16 protein-coding genes and 1 tRNA gene are annotated in these 18,814 nt (G+C 57.8%); 9 read left to right on the top strand and 8 right to left on the bottom strand.

The genetic code is table 11. The features are described 5' to 3' along the window. Nucleotides 1-1,479, bottom strand: coding sequence for a 3-phosphoshikimate 1-carboxyvinyltransferase (aroA, locus tag CRD13_RS03865; RefSeq protein WP_080971514.1), 1,479 nt, complete (start codon nucleotides 1,477-1,479; stop codon nucleotides 1-3). A 70-nt stretch (nucleotides 1,480-1,549) separates the two neighbouring features. Between aroA and CRD13_RS03860 the strand changes: the two genes are divergently transcribed. Next, complete coding sequence (locus CRD13_RS03860) at nucleotides 1,550-2,245, top strand: SOS response-associated peptidase (RefSeq protein WP_049172825.1); 696 nt, start codon at nucleotides 1,550-1,552, stop codon at nucleotides 2,243-2,245. 39 nt (nucleotides 2,246-2,284) lie between these two features. On the opposite strand, the gene ybaK is transcribed toward CRD13_RS03860, so the two are convergent. Continuing rightward, nucleotides 2,285-2,797: a Cys-tRNA(Pro) deacylase gene (ybaK, locus tag CRD13_RS03855; protein WP_070604410.1), complete on the bottom strand. Its 513-nt coding sequence runs from the start codon at nucleotides 2,795-2,797 to the stop codon at nucleotides 2,285-2,287. 98 nt (nucleotides 2,798-2,895) lie between these two features. On the opposite strand from ybaK, the gene CRD13_RS03850 reads away from it, so the two are divergent. After that, nucleotides 2,896-3,525: a sigma-70 family RNA polymerase sigma factor gene (locus CRD13_RS03850; RefSeq protein ID WP_016422221.1), complete on the top strand. Its 630-nt coding sequence runs from the start codon at nucleotides 2,896-2,898 to the stop codon at nucleotides 3,523-3,525. Continuing rightward, nucleotides 3,522-3,830, top strand: a complete 309-nt coding sequence (gene rsrA / locus CRD13_RS11135; RefSeq protein WP_016422222.1) for a mycothiol system anti-sigma-R factor — start codon at nucleotides 3,522-3,524, stop codon at nucleotides 3,828-3,830. The genes CRD13_RS03850 and rsrA overlap by 4 nt, the downstream gene beginning before the upstream one ends. A 152-nt stretch (nucleotides 3,831-3,982) precedes the next feature. Here the strand turns inward: rsrA and CRD13_RS03840 are convergent. The 4 genes from CRD13_RS03840 to CRD13_RS03830 all read right to left on the bottom strand — a co-directional run bounded on the left by CRD13_RS03840 (nucleotide 3,983) and on the right by CRD13_RS03830 (nucleotide 6,431). Next, nucleotides 3,983-4,055 (bottom strand) — tRNA-Ala (locus tag CRD13_RS03840). 364 nt (nucleotides 4,056-4,419) lie between these two features. Further along, the gene (locus CRD13_RS11130; RefSeq protein ID WP_014300525.1) at nucleotides 4,420-4,494 is read right to left on the bottom strand and encodes a 50S ribosomal protein bL37; all 75 of its coding nucleotides are present in this window, start codon (nucleotides 4,492-4,494) and stop codon (nucleotides 4,420-4,422) included. A 76-nt stretch (nucleotides 4,495-4,570) separates the two neighbouring features. Next, nucleotides 4,571-4,840 (bottom strand): WhiB family transcriptional regulator, encoded by a 270-nt coding sequence (locus tag CRD13_RS03835; protein WP_016422223.1) that lies wholly within the window; start codon nucleotides 4,838-4,840, stop codon nucleotides 4,571-4,573. A 484-nt stretch (nucleotides 4,841-5,324) separates the two neighbouring features. After that, entirely contained in the window at nucleotides 5,325-6,431 is a 1,107-nt protein-coding gene (locus tag CRD13_RS03830) for a diacylglycerol kinase family protein (RefSeq protein WP_370549577.1), read from the bottom strand. Between the two features lie 100 nt (nucleotides 6,432-6,531). On the opposite strand from CRD13_RS03830, the gene CRD13_RS03825 reads away from it, so the two are divergent. Beyond that, complete coding sequence (locus tag CRD13_RS03825; protein ID WP_236658477.1) at nucleotides 6,532-6,990, top strand: hypothetical protein; 459 nt, start codon at nucleotides 6,532-6,534, stop codon at nucleotides 6,988-6,990. Here CRD13_RS03825 and CRD13_RS03820 read toward each other — a convergent pair. Next, nucleotides 6,987-8,318 (bottom strand): PQQ-binding-like beta-propeller repeat protein, encoded by a 1,332-nt coding sequence (locus CRD13_RS03820; protein WP_187401310.1) that lies wholly within the window; start codon nucleotides 8,316-8,318, stop codon nucleotides 6,987-6,989. The genes CRD13_RS03825 and CRD13_RS03820 overlap by 4 nt on opposite strands. 68 nt (nucleotides 8,319-8,386) lie before the next feature. Further along, nucleotides 8,387-9,751 carry a DEAD/DEAH box helicase gene (locus CRD13_RS03815; RefSeq protein ID WP_049172835.1) on the bottom strand — a complete coding sequence of 455 codons (1,365 nt, stop codon included), beginning with the start codon at nucleotides 9,749-9,751 and terminating at the stop codon, nucleotides 8,387-8,389. A gap of 94 nt (nucleotides 9,752-9,845) precedes the next feature. Between CRD13_RS03815 and CRD13_RS03810 the strand changes: the two genes are divergently transcribed. From CRD13_RS03810 to CRD13_RS03790, 5 genes are all read left to right on the top strand, one after another. Beyond that, nucleotides 9,846-10,070 (top strand): DUF3107 domain-containing protein, encoded by a 225-nt coding sequence (locus CRD13_RS03810; RefSeq protein ID WP_042388469.1) that lies wholly within the window; start codon nucleotides 9,846-9,848, stop codon nucleotides 10,068-10,070. Beyond that, the gene (locus tag CRD13_RS03805; RefSeq protein ID WP_049172838.1) at nucleotides 10,070-10,978 is read left to right on the top strand and encodes a DUF3152 domain-containing protein; all 909 of its coding nucleotides are present in this window, start codon (nucleotides 10,070-10,072) and stop codon (nucleotides 10,976-10,978) included. Before CRD13_RS03810 ends, CRD13_RS03805 begins: the two co-directional genes overlap by 1 nt. 9 nt (nucleotides 10,979-10,987) lie before the next feature. Then, nucleotides 10,988-11,839, top strand: a complete 852-nt coding sequence (locus tag CRD13_RS03800; protein WP_070595969.1) for a TIGR02569 family protein — start codon at nucleotides 10,988-10,990, stop codon at nucleotides 11,837-11,839. Nucleotides 11,840-11,942: 103 nt separating this feature from the next. After that, entirely contained in the window at nucleotides 11,943-15,293 is a 3,351-nt protein-coding gene (locus CRD13_RS03795) for an ATP-dependent DNA helicase (protein ID WP_232250854.1), read from the top strand. A 2-nt stretch (nucleotides 15,294-15,295) separates the two neighbouring features. Then, nucleotides 15,296-18,790: an ATP-dependent DNA helicase gene (locus CRD13_RS03790; RefSeq protein ID WP_187401309.1), complete on the top strand. Its 3,495-nt coding sequence runs from the start codon at nucleotides 15,296-15,298 to the stop codon at nucleotides 18,788-18,790. The last annotated feature ends 24 nt before the right edge of the window (nucleotides 18,791-18,814 follow it).

Here is an 18,814-nt window from a genome sequence, read left to right as displayed (position 1 = left end):
TTATTTCCCTGCCTCGGTTCCGTTGTCCACACCATCAATTCGAGCTTCGACTGACTTTTCCAACGAACTAGGGCTGGGGGAGGCCAGTCCGAGCATCTCCAGCCAGCGCAGATCGAATCCAGGCATGGTCTTAGCAGTGGTACCGATATTTTCGACTTCCACGCCCTCCGTGCGCAGGCCAACAATGGCACCAGCGGTGGCCATTCGATGGTCGGCGTAGCTGTGCCAGAGACCACCGTGGAGCGGAACGGGGTCGATCGCAATGCCGTCGTCAAGCTCGGTCGCGCGACCGCCGAGACGGTTGATTTCCGTGGTGAGCGCGGCGAGACGGTTGGTTTCGTGACCGCGCAGGTGTGCGATACCCGTCAGCTCGGTGCGGGTAGTGGCCAAGGCGGCGATGGCCGCGACGGTGGGGGTCAGCTCGCCAACCTCGGACATGTCCATCGTGATTCCGCGCAGCTCCGACGGCTTTGGGCCCACGACGGTGAGGCTGGTGTGGCCACCTTCGTGACGGTTGAACGTCACGGTAGCGCCCATAGCGGTGAGGATCTCGCGGATGCGGTCGCCCGGCTGCGTGGTGTGCTCTGGCCAGTCGGGCACGGTGACGCTGCCACCAGTGACAGCCGCAGCGGCCAGGAAGGCGGCGGCGTTGGACAGATCAGGCTCGACCTGCCAAATACGACCCATCATTTCGGTCGGGTGAATGGTGAACGTTGTGCGTGGTCCCTCAGGTGTGTCGGCCGTGGTCTCCTCGACCTGCACACCGGCCTCGCGAAGCATGTCCAGGGTCATGTCAATGTGCGGGCGGGAAGGAATCTCACCGGTCGGGCGAAGTACCAGGCCACGGCCGTAGCGCGGTGCTGACAGCAACAGACCAGAGACGAACTGGCTCGAAGCCGAAGCGTCAATTTCCACTTCGCCGCCGATGTCCGGCAGATCTTGCTCTTGAACCGAGTCACCGAGGCGGTTGCCCTGATTCGGACCCTGCGGATTGACCGTGAAGGGAAGCCCATTGCCCGCGATGTTCACACCGAGGCTGCGCAGGGCATCCAGCACGGCCGACATCGGGCGAGCCTTGGCTTCTACGTCGCCTTCGAAGAACACCGACCCCTGCGCAAGAGCTGCGATAGGTGGCACGAAGCGCATAACCGTACCTGCGAGACCACATTCCACGACACCACCGCGAAGCATGCGTGGAGTGACGCGGAGCGTGTGGTTCGGGGCACCCGAATATGTCGAGTCGGCACTGATGTCAGTTCCCAGAGCCTGCAGTGCGCGAATCATAAGATCGGTATCGCGAGAGCGCAGAGCACCATGGATAACCGATGGTGTCGAAGATATCGCCGCGATGACAAGGGCACGGTTCGTAATCGACTTCGAGCCGGCAATCTGCACCGTGGCACTAAAAGGCTGTCGACCGGCCTCGGCACCGTCGACACTTACAGTAGGGGCGGACCAATTCTGATTTTGGGAACACACACAACCAATTATGGAACACTTTCACTCCATACCTCGACTAGAGGGGGAGTCAACGGCACAATCAGTTGGTATGTGTGGTCGTTTCGTCAATTTCACAGTCGCCGAAGAACTGCTCAGCACCACGGCTGAGATTCCCGGTTTGGCGCCCGTGCGTGCCGACGGCCCGTTGCCCACCTCCCGCTACAACATCGGACCGACCATGCCAATAGTTGCTCTTGCCCGCGAGCACCCCGGCCGCACAGGAACCATTGCTGCCACCGTGCGCTGGGGTTTAATTCCGCAGTGGGCCCGCGAAGTGCCAACAACACCTTTCTTCAATGCTCGTGCGGAAACCTGGCAGTCCAAACCGACTTTCCGGGACAGCCTGCCCTGCGCAATCCCCATGAACGGTTGGTACGAGTGGAAGAATCGCCAGCCCTACTTCGTCAGCTTCAGCGATGACGCACCGCTTTTCACCGTCGCGGGGCTGTGGGCGCGCTGGGGCGATATCGTCTCCGCCACAATTCTCACCACCGACGCCGTGGGACAGCTCGCGGATCTGCATCATCGTATGCCGCGCGTGCTTGCCGACGACGAAGTCAGTGACTGGTTGGATCTCTCGGCCTGGGCAGCAGACGGAAATGTTGGCATGACCAGCGCAGAAGTGGTGGACAAGCTGACCATCCGACCGGTCAACCGCGCCGTCGGCAATGTTGCGAATGAAGGGCCGCACCTGCTGAATGGGCCCGATGGAGCAGCACCCGGCCACAACGAGGAGCTGTTTTAAGGCCGTATCAGCGGGGAGGTTGCAGGAGTAGCCGCAGGGTTAGCGGGCGATGTCGGCGACCGTGGCGTCGCAAAGCGAAACCAGATCAGCGGGTGACAGTTCGATGTCCCACCCGCGGCGACCACCGGAGACAAACACAGTGTCGGCGAGAGTGGCTGTCTCATCAATGACTGTGGGGAGCTTGCGGCGACCGCCAAGCGGGGAGATGCCGCCGGGAACGTAGCCGGTGGCAAGTGACGCGTCATGGGGGTCGGCCATCGTTGCCTTGGAAGCCCCGACAGCCGCGGCGGCGGCCTTGAGGTTGAGCATTCCGGTGGCGGGGACGACGGCGATGGCCAGCCCAGTGAGTTTGCCGGATAGCTCGATAATGAGAGTTTTGAAGATGCGTTCGGGCTCGACACCGAGATGCTCTAGTAGCCAAGAGGCGGCCTCTTCGCCGAAGTTGTCGCTGCCGTGGGGGAATTGGTGAACGTGGAAGTCGATTCCGGCGTTCTGACAGACGGCGATTGCCGGGGTGGCGGCAGCGGATTTCTTGGCGGACTTCTTCGACATAATTTCCCATCGTTGCACACCAGTGCAGCTAAGCGACGAAATGCCTGGTGACGGGGGTCTGGCCGACTCGTGGGTGCGGATGTTTTAGGATAGGTAGCATGTCAGGTGATCAGACAGGAACATCGGCCATCCGGACTGATGAGTCGGATGAGGAGCTTGCGCAGCGCTTTGAGCGTGACGCCATGCCGCTTTTGGATCAGCTCTATGGAGCGGCGCTGCGGATGACGCGCAACCCCGCCGATGCCGAAGACCTGGTGCAGGAGACCTATATCAAGGCTTTTCAGGGCTTCCGCTCCTACAAACCGGGCACGAATCTGAAAGCGTGGCTCTACCGCATTCTGACGAATGCGTACATCAACAACTACCGCAAGGCGCAGCGTCGTCCTGCCGAGTACGCCACCGATGACATCACGGATTCACAGATCGCGGAAACCGCGTCGCACACTTCGATAGGGCTGCGCTCTGCTGAGGTTGAAGCGCTGGAAAAGCTTCCTGACGAGGAAATTCGTGACGCTTTGATGAGCCTCAAAGAGGACTACCGGATGGTGGTCTACTACGCCGATGTCGAGGGATTGCCCTACAAGGAAATCGCCGAAATCATGGGCACGCCCATCGGAACTGTGATGAGTCGGCTCCACCGTGGAAGAAAACAGCTCCGAGACGCGTTGCACAACGTAGCCGTGGAACGTGGATTCTTGAAAGAAGAGAAGGGAGATTCTCCGCGATGAGCCGAGAGTCGAGCCAAGATATGGAGCAGACGCCAGAGCGCGGGCACGCCTGTGAAGATGCTTTCTGTCAGGATGTCCACTCGCGCCTACACGCATTTTTGGATGGAGAGTGTGATTCGGAGGAACGCCGCTTTCTCGAGGAACACATTCACAAATGCCCTCAGTGCTTGGAAGAGTTCGGTTCCGAGCAAGCTATACGACGGCTGCTACGCCGGTGCTGCCAGCAACCTGCCCCTGAGGACCTCCGTCAGCGCATTACCACTCGGATTCGCGTGTCCTATACGCGGGTGGAGTACCGCAGGTAGCTGCTGGCGGCTAGGTTTTGGTGCGTCATCTTTTGGCGCGTATTCCTTTGATGCTTAATGCGATGTTGCGTAATACGGTAATGCGGTAATGCGTAATGGGAAAATCCCAGGTCACGGTGATGTGGCCTGGGATATTTTTGTGGAGCTATTTGTGGAGCTAAGGGGAATCGAACCCCTGACCTTCGCATTGCGAACGCGACGCTCTACCAACTGAGCTATAGCCCCATTGCTTTCGAGCAACCTAGCTGGAGCTGCTGTAAAAGCTCTGTTTTCAGACGTTACTCCGGTGGGGTTTGGGCTCCAAACTCGCTGGTAAGGTTCTGGCGGATGGTTAATCCGGAAAGCGAGGATGCGGTATCGACGAGGCATCGAAAAGGTGTTGAAAGTGACTAGGTTTATGACAAAAAATCGCGGGTGAATTCAATTCATGTGTCATAAACCTAGTCACTTTCAGACCTGCTACCCGTTGAGGTATCCGCTGGAGGCATAAAAAACTCCACCCCGTCCCTCGGTGCAATACCGAGTTGTGCTGGAGTGGAGTGAGATGTCTTAGCCGGTGATGGCTAAGACTGCTGCAACTAAGGGCAACTTAGCTGTTCGGACGCTTGCCGTGGTTAGCCTTGTTCTTACGGCGGTCCTTGCGCTTACGGCCACGCTTGCTCATAGCTGGGCTCTCTTTCTATCGGGTTAAACAGGTATCAACCGGTATAGATTACACGGTACGAGGGTAAGTCCTTTAATTAGACCGTGGTGCTGGTGCGAGTGCGACGGGTGCGGCCGCGGTTGCGACGGCGCTTCAGTGCGCGACGCTCATCCTCGCTCATGCCGCCCCAGACACCTGCATCCTGGCCGGTCTCAAGTGCCCAGGCCAGGCACTGAGCAGTAACGGGGCAACGGTTGCAAACGACCTTGGCCTTAGCAATCTGGGCGAGAGCCGGGCCGGAGTTACCGACCGGGAAGAACAGCTCCGGATCCTCTTCACGACAAACGGCCTTGTGACGCCAATCCATGACAAACTCCTAAAACATTACGAGCCCGGGTGAGGGCAGGGTTAAATTTCCTTGCGGGAAGGCAGCTCCGGAAATGGATTTCGTCAGACACGACAAATCGCCGTATCTCAACGAAGGTTGGGGTTCATTCCCGGTTGCCCAGGGGTATTAGGCATCTTGGGAGGGGCCACCTGTTCCATCGCCTATACGGCGTGAAAGGTAGTGGGGACTCACCAAAGAGTTTGCGCCTAAAAAGGCGAGACTTGCATGGTTACACAACCAGTGAACTGCGTGCCTGTCTCGCTGACGATTTACATGTTTTCACGACTGGGACGGTTCGTAAAGAGCAAAATGAATAAAAGTGCCAAACCTCACAGAAAAGTGAAGTTTTGGTTAAAACGCCAGGTCAAAACTAGCCCTTTGTGGGGGTAAAATTAGTTTTGGTAATTGCAGTAGTGAGGGTGTATGGCGCATTTTTGTTGGCTTGTCAGTAAACAGTTGCAGTTTAAGCCGGGTTTGCCTCGGTCTTTTGGCTAGTACTGAACAGTCGGCGTGTGCGATCCATGACCTTTTTGGTCACCACAACGAGCAAGCGCTCGTCCACGGGGCGGGTAGCGACTTTCTTGGTGAACTGGTCCTCGGTGTAATCGTCGGCACGCGCCACAAAATTGATAGCGCCTTGCTTAACACGGATGTTGAGGGACTCACACTGATTGATGTACTCGCCGTCCAACTGGAGACGAAGTGGGGCAGTAGCGGTGAGCTCGATGTGCTGGACGTTGTCGGCGCGTCGTTCGCGGGCTTCGACGTGGAAGGGGGAACGCAGTCGGGTGAAGAAACCGGCTAAATTGGCTGCGGCGACAAGTCCCGTCACTCCCCTCAGGGAAGTGAAGCCATAAAAGCCCAGGCCCCTGCGTAGGGACACAGTGGGGTTGGTGACGATGGGGAGGTCGCCGAGGAATGTCCAGGGATTGGAGTTGGACACCACGGCCATTGCGAGATCACGGCCAAACTCCGTGCCGTCGATAGTTGCGGTGATTTGTGGCGGGCTTTTGCGCAACTGATTCCATGCGGTGAAAATTGCCGGCAAATAGCGCACGGCTTTGGCGCGGGTACCGTTTTGTCGGAGCTGTTCCATGGTGGAAATGACTTCCGCATCGATGCCGATACCGGCATTGACGACGAAGCATCGCTCTGCTGCATGTCCAACACTAATAGCGCTGCGGGTTCGGGAGCGCAGCAGGCTTGCGATGTACCACGCGGCATTTACGGGGTCGCGGGGAATGCCCAACGCACCTGCCAAGACGTTGGCGCTGCCGGTGGGAATTGTCGCGATGGCAGGCAGTTCAGTGGCAGGCAGTGCGGAGAATGGGTTGGAGTCCATGAGCCCATTGACAATCTCGTTAATGGTTCCGTCGCCGCCGAGGGAAATAATGACGTCGTAATCGCGAACCGTTATTCCCGCCACCATTTCCTCAGCATGGCCGGGGTAAGCGGTGAACATGGATGTCAAGCGGATCCCCTCGACTGAGCGAAGCGCCCGCACAATGCTGGGCATGCGTCGAGCAGAGTTACTGGTCGAATTCGGATTGGAGATTAGCAACGCACGCACAGGCACCAAGAGTAGTGCATGAATAGACCTGTGATGGGTGCATTGGTCGACTTGCCTCCAGAGTGTATTCATCGGTTCTCGCCGGGCTAACATGGAGGGCGTGAGTAACCAGAAAAACAGCAGCAATGCGTCCAAATCGCGTACTACTGACCAGCTTGCGGTAACTGACGGGCCGATGGCCGCACCTCAGGTTGTCATGGTCGGTGCGTGGATCGGTGTCGCCGAATGTGCCCTCGGTCTGGGCTACGGAGTCTTCCTTCTGATTCGTGATTTGATGGGGTACCGCGACGAGGCCGCGGTCATTTCCGGTTGGGGTACCGCGCTGTGGTTCCTTCTCATTTTTGGCTCTGTTCTCGCTGGTGCGATTATGTTGCTGCGTGGCGCCCGTTGGGGGCGCGGGCCGATTATTATGCTCAACCTCTGCTTGCTCGGTGTGGCCTATTACATGTTCCGCTCGAGCGCTTTTCTGCTGGCTCTGCCGACGGCGGCAGCTTCAATTGCGGCGCTGGTCTGTATGTTTAGTCCGAAGGCAATTGACTGGGCTGCCCGCTCTTTCTAAGCTTCGATGGCGAACGCGTCGACTGACTCACCGCGCTGAACCAGTAGCGTGTCACCGACAACCGCAAGGCGCACGGGCACTTCCGGCTTGTCCGCATTTTTTGCTTGAGTGGACTTCGCAGCTGCAGGCAACGGGAGTGTGCCGATAATCTCCAGAGTCTTGGCATTCAATACCGCGACTCCGTCAGTGACTGGCATGAAAACATGCTCACCCCATGGAGCTGGGGTTCCTGTGGCCTCAGGAAACTCGAAATCCGGCGCCAGGGTGCTCGGGCGGAAGCCCAGTAAACCACGCGGCGACCACCACGTCATGTGATGGGGAAGATCCGTCGTAAAAGGCGCACGCGGGGCATCGCCGTCGGAGTTAGCTTCCGCCGGTGCTGGGCGCAGGGTAGTCTCATCCAGCGCCAATTCAGTCAGCATCGTGCCGTCCATACGAAAAACTCGGATGCGGTTGTCTGACAGTACCGCCGCCGTGTCCTGGCCAATCGATACCAGTGACATATCTGCAGTTGCCGGACCAAGGTCAATATCGCTCTTGACCTCCGGTTTCCGAGACTCCTCCGGATTTGCCGCCTGCATGACCAGGCGCCCGTGACCATCGCAGTTGTTTACGACGGCCAGCAGCTCCACGCGCGTGAGCGCACTGATAATCGAACACTCCGGATGCGGCTGCATCTTCGGTTCCGGAGACGCTGGAATCTTGCCGTACTCGACTACTCGGACCAGGTCAGAGCGCCACAGCTCCAGGAATCCAGAGTCGTAGACACCCGCGTATGAGTTCGAGCGCACGGCGGCAGGGCTGTCAGCCGCAATCGATTTACGGGTCGCGACATACTGCCCCGAGTCGGGCTTGAGTGCAACGGTCTCACCGCAGCCAGCTGCCCCACGAAAAGTCGCGAAAACTTGGCCATCACTGCCCGAGAGCGCACAAAGCGGAATATCTCGTCGATAGTGCCAGCGCTCCGTGCCGTCGTTAAGCGAGATAGCACGCACGCCCCGGTCCTCAGCAACGATGAGGGAGTTGTCCATCACCAGTGGCGCCGGGGAGATGGTGTGCGTGCTTGTGCTTGCCGACGATTCGGTGGACCACACCGGCCGGAGAGTATGTGGCATTGCCTCCGGATCGTTCGCGGCCGGGGCTTGCGCTGTGCTGCTCGTCGGTGCCGTGGATTCAGTGCGATCGACCTTACGAGCCGGAGAAGCGACCCATGTCCAACCGACGACTAGCACTACGGCGATGATGAGAACTACTGATGCGATTCGATTGCGGCGCAGTCGGGTCTCTGCAGTGGTGGGCTCAGCGTTGGCTTGTGGTGACTGCAGCACGGTTGGAATGTCCTGTCGACGAGTGGTCGTGGCGAGAGGTGAGGTGGGGAGTTGGCACGCGCAGCGGCCTAGCTGCGACGATGAGAATTGGAGTGGCCGTCCCGCTTTGAGCTTCGTCCTTGGCCGCGATTGCGATGATGAGACTGTGAGCGGTTGTTTCGCGGGCCTCTTCCGCCACGCCCGCGAGGTGGCCGGGAACCCAATACCGGGCGGGCTGGCCCGACCTTCTCATCGATCCCCTCGGGGATGTCTAGAGCTTCGGCGAGCTCGGGGGAGGTGGAAAACCACGTCGGAATCTCGGCCATGTCCAGGTCGAGAGCATCTGAAATAGCCTTCCACTTTGTGGTTTCATCCCAGCCGACGAGCGTAACGGCGACACCGCTGTGTCCCGCGCGGCCGGTGCGGCCGATGCGGTGGACATAGGTCATTTCGTCATCGGGCACCTGGTGGTTGATGACGTGGGTGACATCGTCGATATCGATACCGCGAGCCGCGACATCGGTTGCGACCAGGACGTCGACGTCGCCATTGCGGAACGCCGTCAGCGAGCGCTCACGTGCAGGCTGGCCCATATCGCCGTGGACGGCGGTGACCAGGAAGCCGCGCTCGCCGAGCTGCTCAGCAACCGAGGCGGCGCCGCGCTTCGTGCGAGCAAAAATGATGGTGCGACCACGATCGTTGGCTTGCAGGATGCGGGCAATGACCGAGACCTTATCCATCTGGTGCGATTGGAAAACAATCTGTTTAGTGGTCTCGTGGACTGTGGCCTCTTCCTCGCCTGATTCGGCGCGGATGTGCACCGGGCGATTCATAAAGGTACGTGCGAGAGTCAGAATTGGGCCCGGCATTGTTGCCGAGAAGAGCATGGTCTGACGTTCATCTGGCACCGCAGCCAGAATCTTCTCGATGTCCGGCAGGAAGCCCAAGTCGAGCATCTCATCGGCCTCGTCGAGAACCAAAATCTTTACGCCTGACAGCTCTAGATTATTGCGCTGGTAAAGATCGATGAGACGGCCGGGAGTACCGACGATGATGTCCACACCGCGGTCTAGCTGTTCAATCTGTTCCTCATAGGGGCGGCCACCGTAAATAGTGCACACACGCAGATTGGTTGAGTGCGCAGCGCGGGCCAAATCCTCGCCGACCTGCACACATAGCTCACGGGTGGGGACGATGATGATTGCGCGGGCAGTGCCATCCGGTTCTGGAATGCGGGCGTCATCAAAGACGCGGTCAATAAGGGGGACACCAAAACCAAGAGTTTTTCCCATGCCAGTACGGGCTTGGCCGATAATGTCCGTGCCGTCGAGTGCCAAGGGCAGCGTCAGTTCCTGGATTGCAAATGTGCGGGTGATTCCTTCGTCGGCGAGTGCGTCGCAGATTTCCGCGGCGACCCCCAATTCGACGAATGTCGGGGACTGGGACTCTGCCACGGCGACTCCTTTGCTGTTTGTAACCTCACGTGACACGACGGCTTAATCGGTCTCTCTAATCCTAGCCGCTTTGGGAATGGTTATGATGTCACCTATGGACATCACTATTGGATTTGCAGACAATACGCGTGAGCTGAACATTGAAAACGTCGCTGGTGGTGAGGAGGTCAAGGCTGCGATCTCCCAGAAGCTGGCTGCTGGCGAAGGTGTGATTGAGCTCAGCGACGGCGCTGGTCAGGAGTACCTGATTAATGCTGACAAGGTCGCCTACGTCCGTACCGGTAATAACGCAGACCGTAAGGTTGGCTTCTTCGCCTAATGACGCAAGAACCCTTTCTCGTACGCATTGCAAGGAGTTGGGGGTGGCGAGCCTATGCCATCCCTGTACTTGTGGTGCTCACAGTCATCATTCTCTTCGACATCTTCACTGCTGAAGATGATTCTTCAGGTTCCGGCACTGGCACTGTCGCCTCGCAGAGTGGCAATGGTCGCCCTGGTCCGGTGCCCGGTGAGGGATACGGTGATGGTTACGAGGGAGGGCAGTTGCCACCCGGTCCGGCCTTTGCCACGGAACCCTCGGGAAATTTTAAAGATGTCACCGTGGCGCATCCCCGTGTTGGGGAGGGGCGCGACAATGCGGTCAGGTATTCCGTGGAAATTGAAGACAACATTGATGTTCCTTCGATTGGTGGCGAGCGCGCCTTTGCAGAGACGGTGAACTCGATTCTGGCCGATCCACGTGGCTGGACAGCTAATCCAGATTTTTCTTTCGAGGCAGTGCCTCGCGACCAGGATCCGACGATTGTCGTGCAGCTTTCCGCGACTGGAACCGCACATCAGCTGTGCGGCAACACCTTGGGAATGGAGACCTCCTGTTACCTGTCTGGGCAGCGGGAAGGTGAGCCTGGGCGCGTGGTCGTCAGTATCGCCCGGTGGGTTCGAGGTGCCCTGCCTTTTGAGGGGGACCTGGGATTGTATCGCCAATACCTTATTAATCACGAGGTTGGTCACGGACTTGGGTACGCGGTTCACGAGCCCTGTCCGAGGGACGGCGGTATCGCGCCAATCATGATGCAGCAGACCCTGAGCGTGTCGAACGATGAACTGCACAAAATCGACAGCAGCGAGGTCTATCAGGTCGATGGTAAGACGTGTTCTGTCAACGGCTGGCCGTACCCATTTGGGGCGGACGACGATACGGCCGCACCGACTCAGAAAGCAAGGTAGTAGCAGATTATGATCGCCACTCCTCCCGACCGTGTTTTAGAGGCCTTTGGTGCCGAGGGCGAGCCGCATCGTGCCGGGCGAGCTTGGGACAATGGCTGGGTCTACGACGATTCCATTGTCCTTTCGCCGGTACATAATTCGGCGCAGGCGCTGTGGTCTGCAAAGGTTCGCAGTGCGCTAGATGTCGATGGCGTCCGAGTGGCGAAATCCGTGCGTACCAGTGACGGCCGCTTGGTCATTGCTGGGTGGCAAGCCCGTCATTTCATTCCGGGGGGATTCGCGCCACGTGCCGATGAAACCATTGTTGCCGCTGGTCGCGTGGAAGAGTCGCTTGCCAGTATTGAACGGCCACAGTTCCTCCTTGATAAAGAGCCCGATTACTTCGTCATGTGTAATCGCGCAGCTTGGGAATCTGACCCAATCGGCATCCTCGAGCAGCTTCTCGACGCGGATAGCGTCCCCCGCGCCGATTGCGCCGAGGCTCTCACAATCTCCGGTGATCTTCTCCAGTTGCGGGCAGAGATGGTTGTGCCAACGGGGCTTCTGCAGGTCTGTCACGCAGACCTCGTCGGCACGCTGCTTTACGACGGCACGGCCGCCCCGGTTCTCACCGATATCGTGCCAGCGTGGCATGTCCGTGGTTGGACAGCTGCCTTGGCGGCAGTGGATTGTCTGTCCATGATGGGGGCTGATGAGGAGCTACTGCGGCGCTTCGATCACCTGCCGGATTTCGGTCAGTTGCTCGTTCGTGCGATGTGTTATCGACTTTTTGTCCACGCTGTTAGTCCAGAATCGCAGCCGAGTGCGTATCGCGGTCTGTTCCGCGCGGCTTCGCTAGTTCGCGCGTTTGTGTCTAAGTAACGCCGGGCAGTATTTACGGGAGTTTTTGGGACGGGGGTACTTTTCTCCTTATTTCGAATGGGTGTTCGAGTATCGGTCCGGAGGTTGTGCCACAATGGTGCACATGAACGTAGATGGAATGCCGAAGGTTCGGTTCGTCCAGGAGGAACCTCCTCGTCGTCGGCAGTGGTTGGGTACTGCGGTAGAGGCGCTTTTCCCTTCCCATAATCAGGCGCTCGTGGTAGAGAACAAGCTTGTAAACCAGCCTGTTGTGCGCGTTTTAGGCGGCCCAGGGACTGGAAAGAGTTCGCTGCTGGCAGATCTCGCGGTGGACTACATGCAGGCGGGCATTCCGGCGGACAGTATTTTGGTGGTGTCACAGTCAAAAGAGGCCGCTGCGGAATTGAGGCGGGATATTGACAGGCGTTTTTCCTCTGAACTGGGGGAAGGCGGTTCGGTCGGGGCAGGCCAAGGTGGCATGGTGCGTGCCGTGCATTCACTTGCCTATGCAGTAGTACGTGATGCCGCCGTGAGTCGGGGAGAGCCTGAACCATCGTTGACCACTGGTGCACGCCAAGATGCTGTCGTGCGGCAACTTTTGGCCGGACATGCGGAAGATGGTGGTGCGTATTGGCCAGAGCGGTTGCGCCCGGCTCTCCCATTAGTCGGTTTTTCCCGTGCAGTTCGTGACTTTCTGCTGCGTGCAGCTGAGCGGGGGATTGACGCCCCGAGGCTTCAGCAGCTCGGCGTGGACTATGGCATTGAGTCGTGGTGTGCGGCTGGCAAGTTTATGGCGGAGTATCAGCAGACTATGCGGTTGGCGTGGGAGCCCAGCCTGAACGCTGCAGAGATTGTCTCTGCGGCATTGATGGAGCTGGATGCAGACGCGCAAGCACTGGCTCGGTGGGGAAAGTCGGTGGTGCTGGTCGATGATGCTGAACACCTATCCCCGGAAGCTGCGCGTCTTGTGGATCGGTTTGTGTCGCAGGCGGCGGTAGCCGTCATTACTGGTGATGAAGATCAATCGGTATTCCACTTCCGCGGTGCTAATAATGACTATCTCCGGAGGACTGGTGAGGCCGAGTGCAAGGCAATCCACTTGCAGCAGTCTTACCGCTGTAACGCTGATATCGCGGATTTAGTCAACGCAGTTTCTCAGCGCTTGCCTAAGGCTCCTGCATACCGTGGCATTGTCGGTTCAGTTGGAGCACAGGAAGCTCGTGAATCCGAAGTTGGAAACAACAGCGATACCGTCGCAGCGGAAAACTCGTACGCAGCTAAAAGTGCAGTAAAAATAGCTATTCATCCTTCTGAACGTGCACAGCGAGCCACAGTCGCGGACTACTTCCGGCGCCTTCATATTGACGAGGGAGTGGCATGGAAGGATATGGCGGTCATCGTCCGGTCCGGTGCAGGGGAGTCCTCTCTGTTCCGTGCGTTGTCGCGTGCGGGTGTGCCTGTGCAGATTGACCCAACGGACATCGTGCTAAGTCATCAGCGATTGGTGCGAGCGCTGATGGTGGCGTTGCGGGCAACTATGAACCAGCTCGATGACGTGGAGTGGGACGAGTTCCTCTCCGGCCCATTGGTCAACATGGATCCGATTGTCAAAGAGCGTCTGCTGCGCGGAATCCGAAAGGCCGACCTGTTCGGCGGGGCCGCGATGACTCAGCTCATCGGAATCTTGAAGGCAGAGGGACTCACAGCTGAACATCTGGAGCTTATTGAGTCTCTGTCGCAGCGTGAACGTCAGGCGCTGCAGGTGCCGCTGGATCTGTTGAGCGCAGCTCGTGAAGCGTTGCGCGATGGTGTGGAAGCAACTTTGTGGGCAATTTGGCAGTCCACTGGTTTGGCAGACCATCTGGTGGCGGCATCGTTGCGCGGCGGTACAGCTGGCGCATCGGCTGACCGCGATTTGGATGCTGTGATGGCACTGTTCGACTTTGCTGGTGACCGTGTGGAGCTGAATCCAAAACTGACGGTTGACGGTTTTATCGCTTCTGTGGAAGAGCAGGAGCTGCCCATCGGCGCACGTGACCGTAGCGGGGTAGAGCGCGATGCCGTGCGCATTCTCTCAGCCCATGCGGCTCTGGGCAGGCAGTGGAAAGCAGTAGCAGTTGTCGGAGTCCAGGAAGGCCAGTGGCCCAGCCTCGGTGTGACTGGCTCGGTGATGAAGCAGAACGAGTTCATCGGTCTCGTTGATCACGGAATTGAGCCGCGGGAGTACATCAATTCCATGGCGGATGCGCTGGCGGAGGAACGTCGTTTGCTGCACGTCGCGGTATCACGGGCGAGCGACAGGGTACTGCTGACCGCAGTCGATTCTCCTGACGATGTTGGAGTTCCCAGTCCGTTTATTATCGAGCTCGTTGAAAAGCTCGGTAATTCGGTGACGGAGCTGGTGAAACAGTCGGAAGCATCGTCGTCTGCGAACGGAGTCGGGGCTACGGCTAATGAAGCAAACGCCGGCAATCCGGATGTTGCAGAGGCAGAAGATGTCGCATGGGCCGGTGAAGGCCTGCCACGGGTGCTCTCTGTGGAGTCACTGCTGGCAGAACTGCGTGCAGCCGTTGTGGACGATGCGGAGACTGAGACGCGGCGTCGACAAGCTGCACGTCAACTCGCGCGATTGGCGCAGGTTGAGGTTGCTGGCGCACATCCAGACACCTGGTGGGGGCTCCGTGCACCGTCGACTTCGAAGCCGGTAAATGACAAGAAGCCGATGAGGATCAATCCCTCCAAGGTGGAAGCAACCCTGAGTTGTCCGTTGAAGGCCATGTTGGATAAATCAGCACCGACATCGGCCATGTATCTGGGCTCTCTACTGCATCAGGCGGTAGAAGCAGTCGCCAAGGGAGTGACTGTGCCTGAGGCTCAGTCTGAGATCCGGCGTGTTTTTGGGGACCTGTCCGATGATCCGGAGTGGCGTAAGCGTACTGAGGAAGAGACCTGGTTGACCGGGCTGGAGGATTGGCAGCGGTGGATTGAGACTAAGAAAGATATCGGAACCGAGGTCCCAGTAAATGTCAACATCAACGATGACATCGTGATTGTCGGACGAATCGACCGGTTGATTGAAGACGCTGATGGTGCAGTTCAAATCGTCGATATTAAAACCGGTAAGACAGCGCCCTCCGGTAAAGAAGTAGAAGGACACGCACAGCTAGCTACATATCAACTAGCGCTGTCGAAGGGGAAGCTCGTTGAAAGCGGAGATGGGCTCGCTGTGGACAACGGCGAAGGCATTGAACAATCTGGGGCATACCTGGTATTTCCGCGAAAGTCACACAATAAGACCATTATCACTAGCCGCGAACAGTCAAAGCTCACGGAAGACAAGTTGGCTGACTGGGAGCGTCGCGTAGAGCAGGTAGCACGTGCGACGTCTGGCCCGCGTGCCTTGGCGCTCGCTGGTGATCATTGCAAGTTCTGCACGCTTTCGAAGGCGTGCCCGGCAGCAGAAGGGAATCGGTAGTCATGTCGGAGGAACGAACCATCATTGATCCCGTCACCCTGTCGGAGATGATGGGGCAGGACTTTCCGCCCACCCCGCAACAAGCGGCGGTAATCGGTGCACCGATGGAACCAATGCTTGTTGTCGCCGGTGCCGGTGCTGGTAAAACAGCGACAATGGCTGCCCGTGTTGTGTGGTTGGTCGCCAACGGCTTTATCCGCCCAGAAGAAGTTCTAGGTTTGACCTTCACCAGGAAGGCAGCGCGCGAGCTCGGCGTCCGTATCCGCCAACAGCTGAATGCGCTTGCTTCCTCCGCTGCATTTCGTGCACAAGCTTCACCAGAGGTATTAGCAAGCCTCGAGGTCATTGCCCCAACCACGCTTACTTACGATGCTTATGCCTCTGAAGTCGTGAGCAATTATGGTCTTTTGCTGCCGACGGAGCCGGGGGTCACCATTATGGATGGCGCGACGCAGTGGCAGTTGGCCTGGGAAACAGCTCGCAATGTGACCGAAATTGATGTCGATATTGCGCCATCAACGCTGGCCAGTCGCATTATTGAGCTGGGGTCGAACATCGACTCAAACTTATCTACCCCGCAGGCGATTCGCGAGGAAACCGAAGCGTTCATCAGCAATATTGAGCAGACCCCGCAGAAGGGTAAACGCGAGGGACTAATTGGCGATCTACAGGGCATCGTCGATAAGCAGCGGGAGAGATTAGAGATTTTGCCGCTGGTAGAGCAGGTTCGAGCTCGGTGCAATGAAGAAAATGTCGCCACCTTCGGTATGCAGATGGCTCGGGCGGCCCGGCTAGCCACCGACTTCGCGGAAGTCGGGGAGGAGGAGCGGCGTCGCTTTAAGATCATCATGCTCGACGAGTACCAGGACACGTCGCACACACAGCGGCTGTTCCTGCGTGCGCTGTTCTCCGGTGGTTGTGTCACCGCTGTCGGCGATCCGATGCAGGCAATTTATGGCTGGCGAGGAGCAACGGCCGAAAACCTTGTGCAGTTTGTCAATGATTTTCCGCGGTCGGATGGGCAGCCAGCGGAGAAAAAGCAACTGACCATTTCTTGGCGAAACCCGCAGTCAGTGCTGCAGCTTGCTAACGCAGTCTCCGACCGTGCTTTTGCGGGGCAGGCTCGTACGGTAGAGGCACTGGATGCAGGGCCAAAAGCAGGCCAGGGCGAGGTGCAGCTTGCTTTCACTGCAACCGGTGAGGAAGAAGTTGCATACATCGCAGATTGCATGGAGACGCAATTACGCGAATGTGAAGCAGCTGGCAACAAGCTCGATGCCGCCATCCTGGTTCGGACAAATGCTGAATCGGCTGTCTATTTAGATGCACTGTCTGAGCGGGGTGTGCCTGCAATCATTGTAGGACTCGCTGGATTACTGCACTTGCCCGAGGTCATGGATATCACCTCGGTGATGAAGATATTGGTCGACCCCAGTTCAGACCAGGATGCTCTGCGTCTGCTACTCAGCCCACAGTTCAATTTGGGTGCCGCAGACGTGGAGGCACTTCGCACTCGTGTAGATCAGCTGGCAATCGCAGGAAAGGACGAGTTGGCCCGCAAGAAGGGCAACGTCGAAGAAACTTCAGACTCCTCACCGCTTTCCCAGCTCGCTCGCCAGTATGACAAGCTCGTGGAAGATGCCGAAGCAGCATCGTCCGCGGTGGGGCTGGGGCACGCCATCGCCGACCCGGATATTCGTTTTTACGACGGCACCCCGCTGGCGCGCGGCAGTGTGGAAAAAAATGGGCGGTTGGTCTGCAGCGAGTCACTGAACTACACAGATGAAGCAATGGTGCGCATCGCACAGTTGGGTGCAAGCCTACGAAAACTACGCCGGTTCTCGCTGAATAAGCCTCTGCCGGAACTGGTCGAGGACATCGCTACTGAGTTTGGAATTCGCGTAGAAGCAGCGGCTGGACAGTACGGTTCCGCTACCGCGATAACCAGGCCGACAACCGCACATCTGGATAGGTTTGTCGATATCGCTGCGACGTATTCTCAAAATATCTCGGACGATGTGACAGGGTTTTTGAACTATCTGGAATTCGCTGTCGAACACGATGATGGCTTGGAACGGGCACCTATGAACATGCCGGAAAACTGTGTCCAAATCATGACTATGCACAAGTCAAAGGGCTTGGAGTGGGAAACGGTTGCTGTTCCGGGCATCACCACTAGCAAGTTCGACAGAGTTGATTTGTCATCGTGGCTGACCAATTCAGTTCAGCTTCCTCCTGGCGCAATTACTCAAGTGGATCCGCTAACGGCTAGTGCAGAAACAACAGAGGATGCAACGCAGCTTGCAGCAGGCGATTGGGCTCCTGTCGCTGATTCTGTCGACAGCAACGCCCCCGAACTGGACATATCAGGCACCGATAACCAGACCGACCTCAACAAGGTGATCAAAGCCTACAAGGAAGAGCTGCGAGAAGTGGAGAGGGAAGAAAAACAGCGCCTCTTCTACGTTGCCATGACTCGCTCCGCGAAAAAGCTCATTGTCACTGCAAGCAGGCGGCCTAATCCGAGCTTGAAGAAACCCACCGACGTGTCGGCGGACTTCGCAGCCATCGCCACTCAATTCAGTGACTATGTGGTGTCGTGGACAGATGGGGAGGACCCTGAGGTAGAGGACGCTGAAGTCGATTTGGACTGCGACACTGCGGTTGATGGGGTGGTCTGGCCCGTCGATACCCTGGGCAACCGCCGAGATAGTGTGCAGCGAGCAGCCGAAAGCGTCATGCGCTACATGGGCGAAGACCAGGATGAGCGCCCCATTGCAGGTGACCTGTCTGAGGTATGGGAAACGGAAACGACCATTCTCGTGGATGAAATCCTTCGAGCTAAGGCCGCGGAGATTCATCTACCAATGCCGACAAGCATGTCCACTAGCGAATACCAAGCGATGATTGCGGATCCGGTCGCGTTTGCTCGTCGGAAAGCACGCCCGGTGCCGTTTAAGCCAAACCGATTCGCGCGCCGAGGTACGGCATTCCACGCTTGGTTGGAGAATCGCTTCGGTGCACACAGTCTGCTGGACGATGAGGATCTCTTCGGGGATCAACTGGATGACTTCCTCGGCACAGAACAAGTCGCGTCCGAACGCGAACTGGAGAAATTGAAGGCGAATTTCGAGGCATCTGTGTGGGCTGACCGCACGCCAACGCATGTAGAGGTGCCGTTTGAAATTGCCATCGGGCAGAGGCGGGTCGTCGGCCGAATCGACGCGGTGTTTAACGACAACGGGAAGTGGAGCGTCATTGACTGGAAGACAGGCCAGATGCCGCGCGGAAAGGAAAGGGAAGTAGCGGCGCTACAGCTGGCGATTTACCGCCTGGCGTGGTCGGATAGGCTGCGCGAGATGGGAATGGAAACTGCCCCCGAAGACATTGAAGCCGGGTTCTTCTACGTTTCGGCAGGACGGACGCTAATACCAGATGAAGCGCTACTGCCAAGCAGGATAGAGTTAGACAGGAAAATGCGCGAGCTGATTGGATAATCATCTACGTATGTAACTGCCGCG

The sequence above is a fragment of the Corynebacterium sp. LK26 genome, assembly GCF_014335085.1.
Lineage (GTDB): Bacteria > Actinomycetota > Actinomycetes > Mycobacteriales > Mycobacteriaceae > Corynebacterium > Corynebacterium jeikeium_D.
The sequence above is the reverse complement of the archived record's forward strand: the minus strand, read 5'-3'. Positions and strand labels throughout refer to the sequence as shown.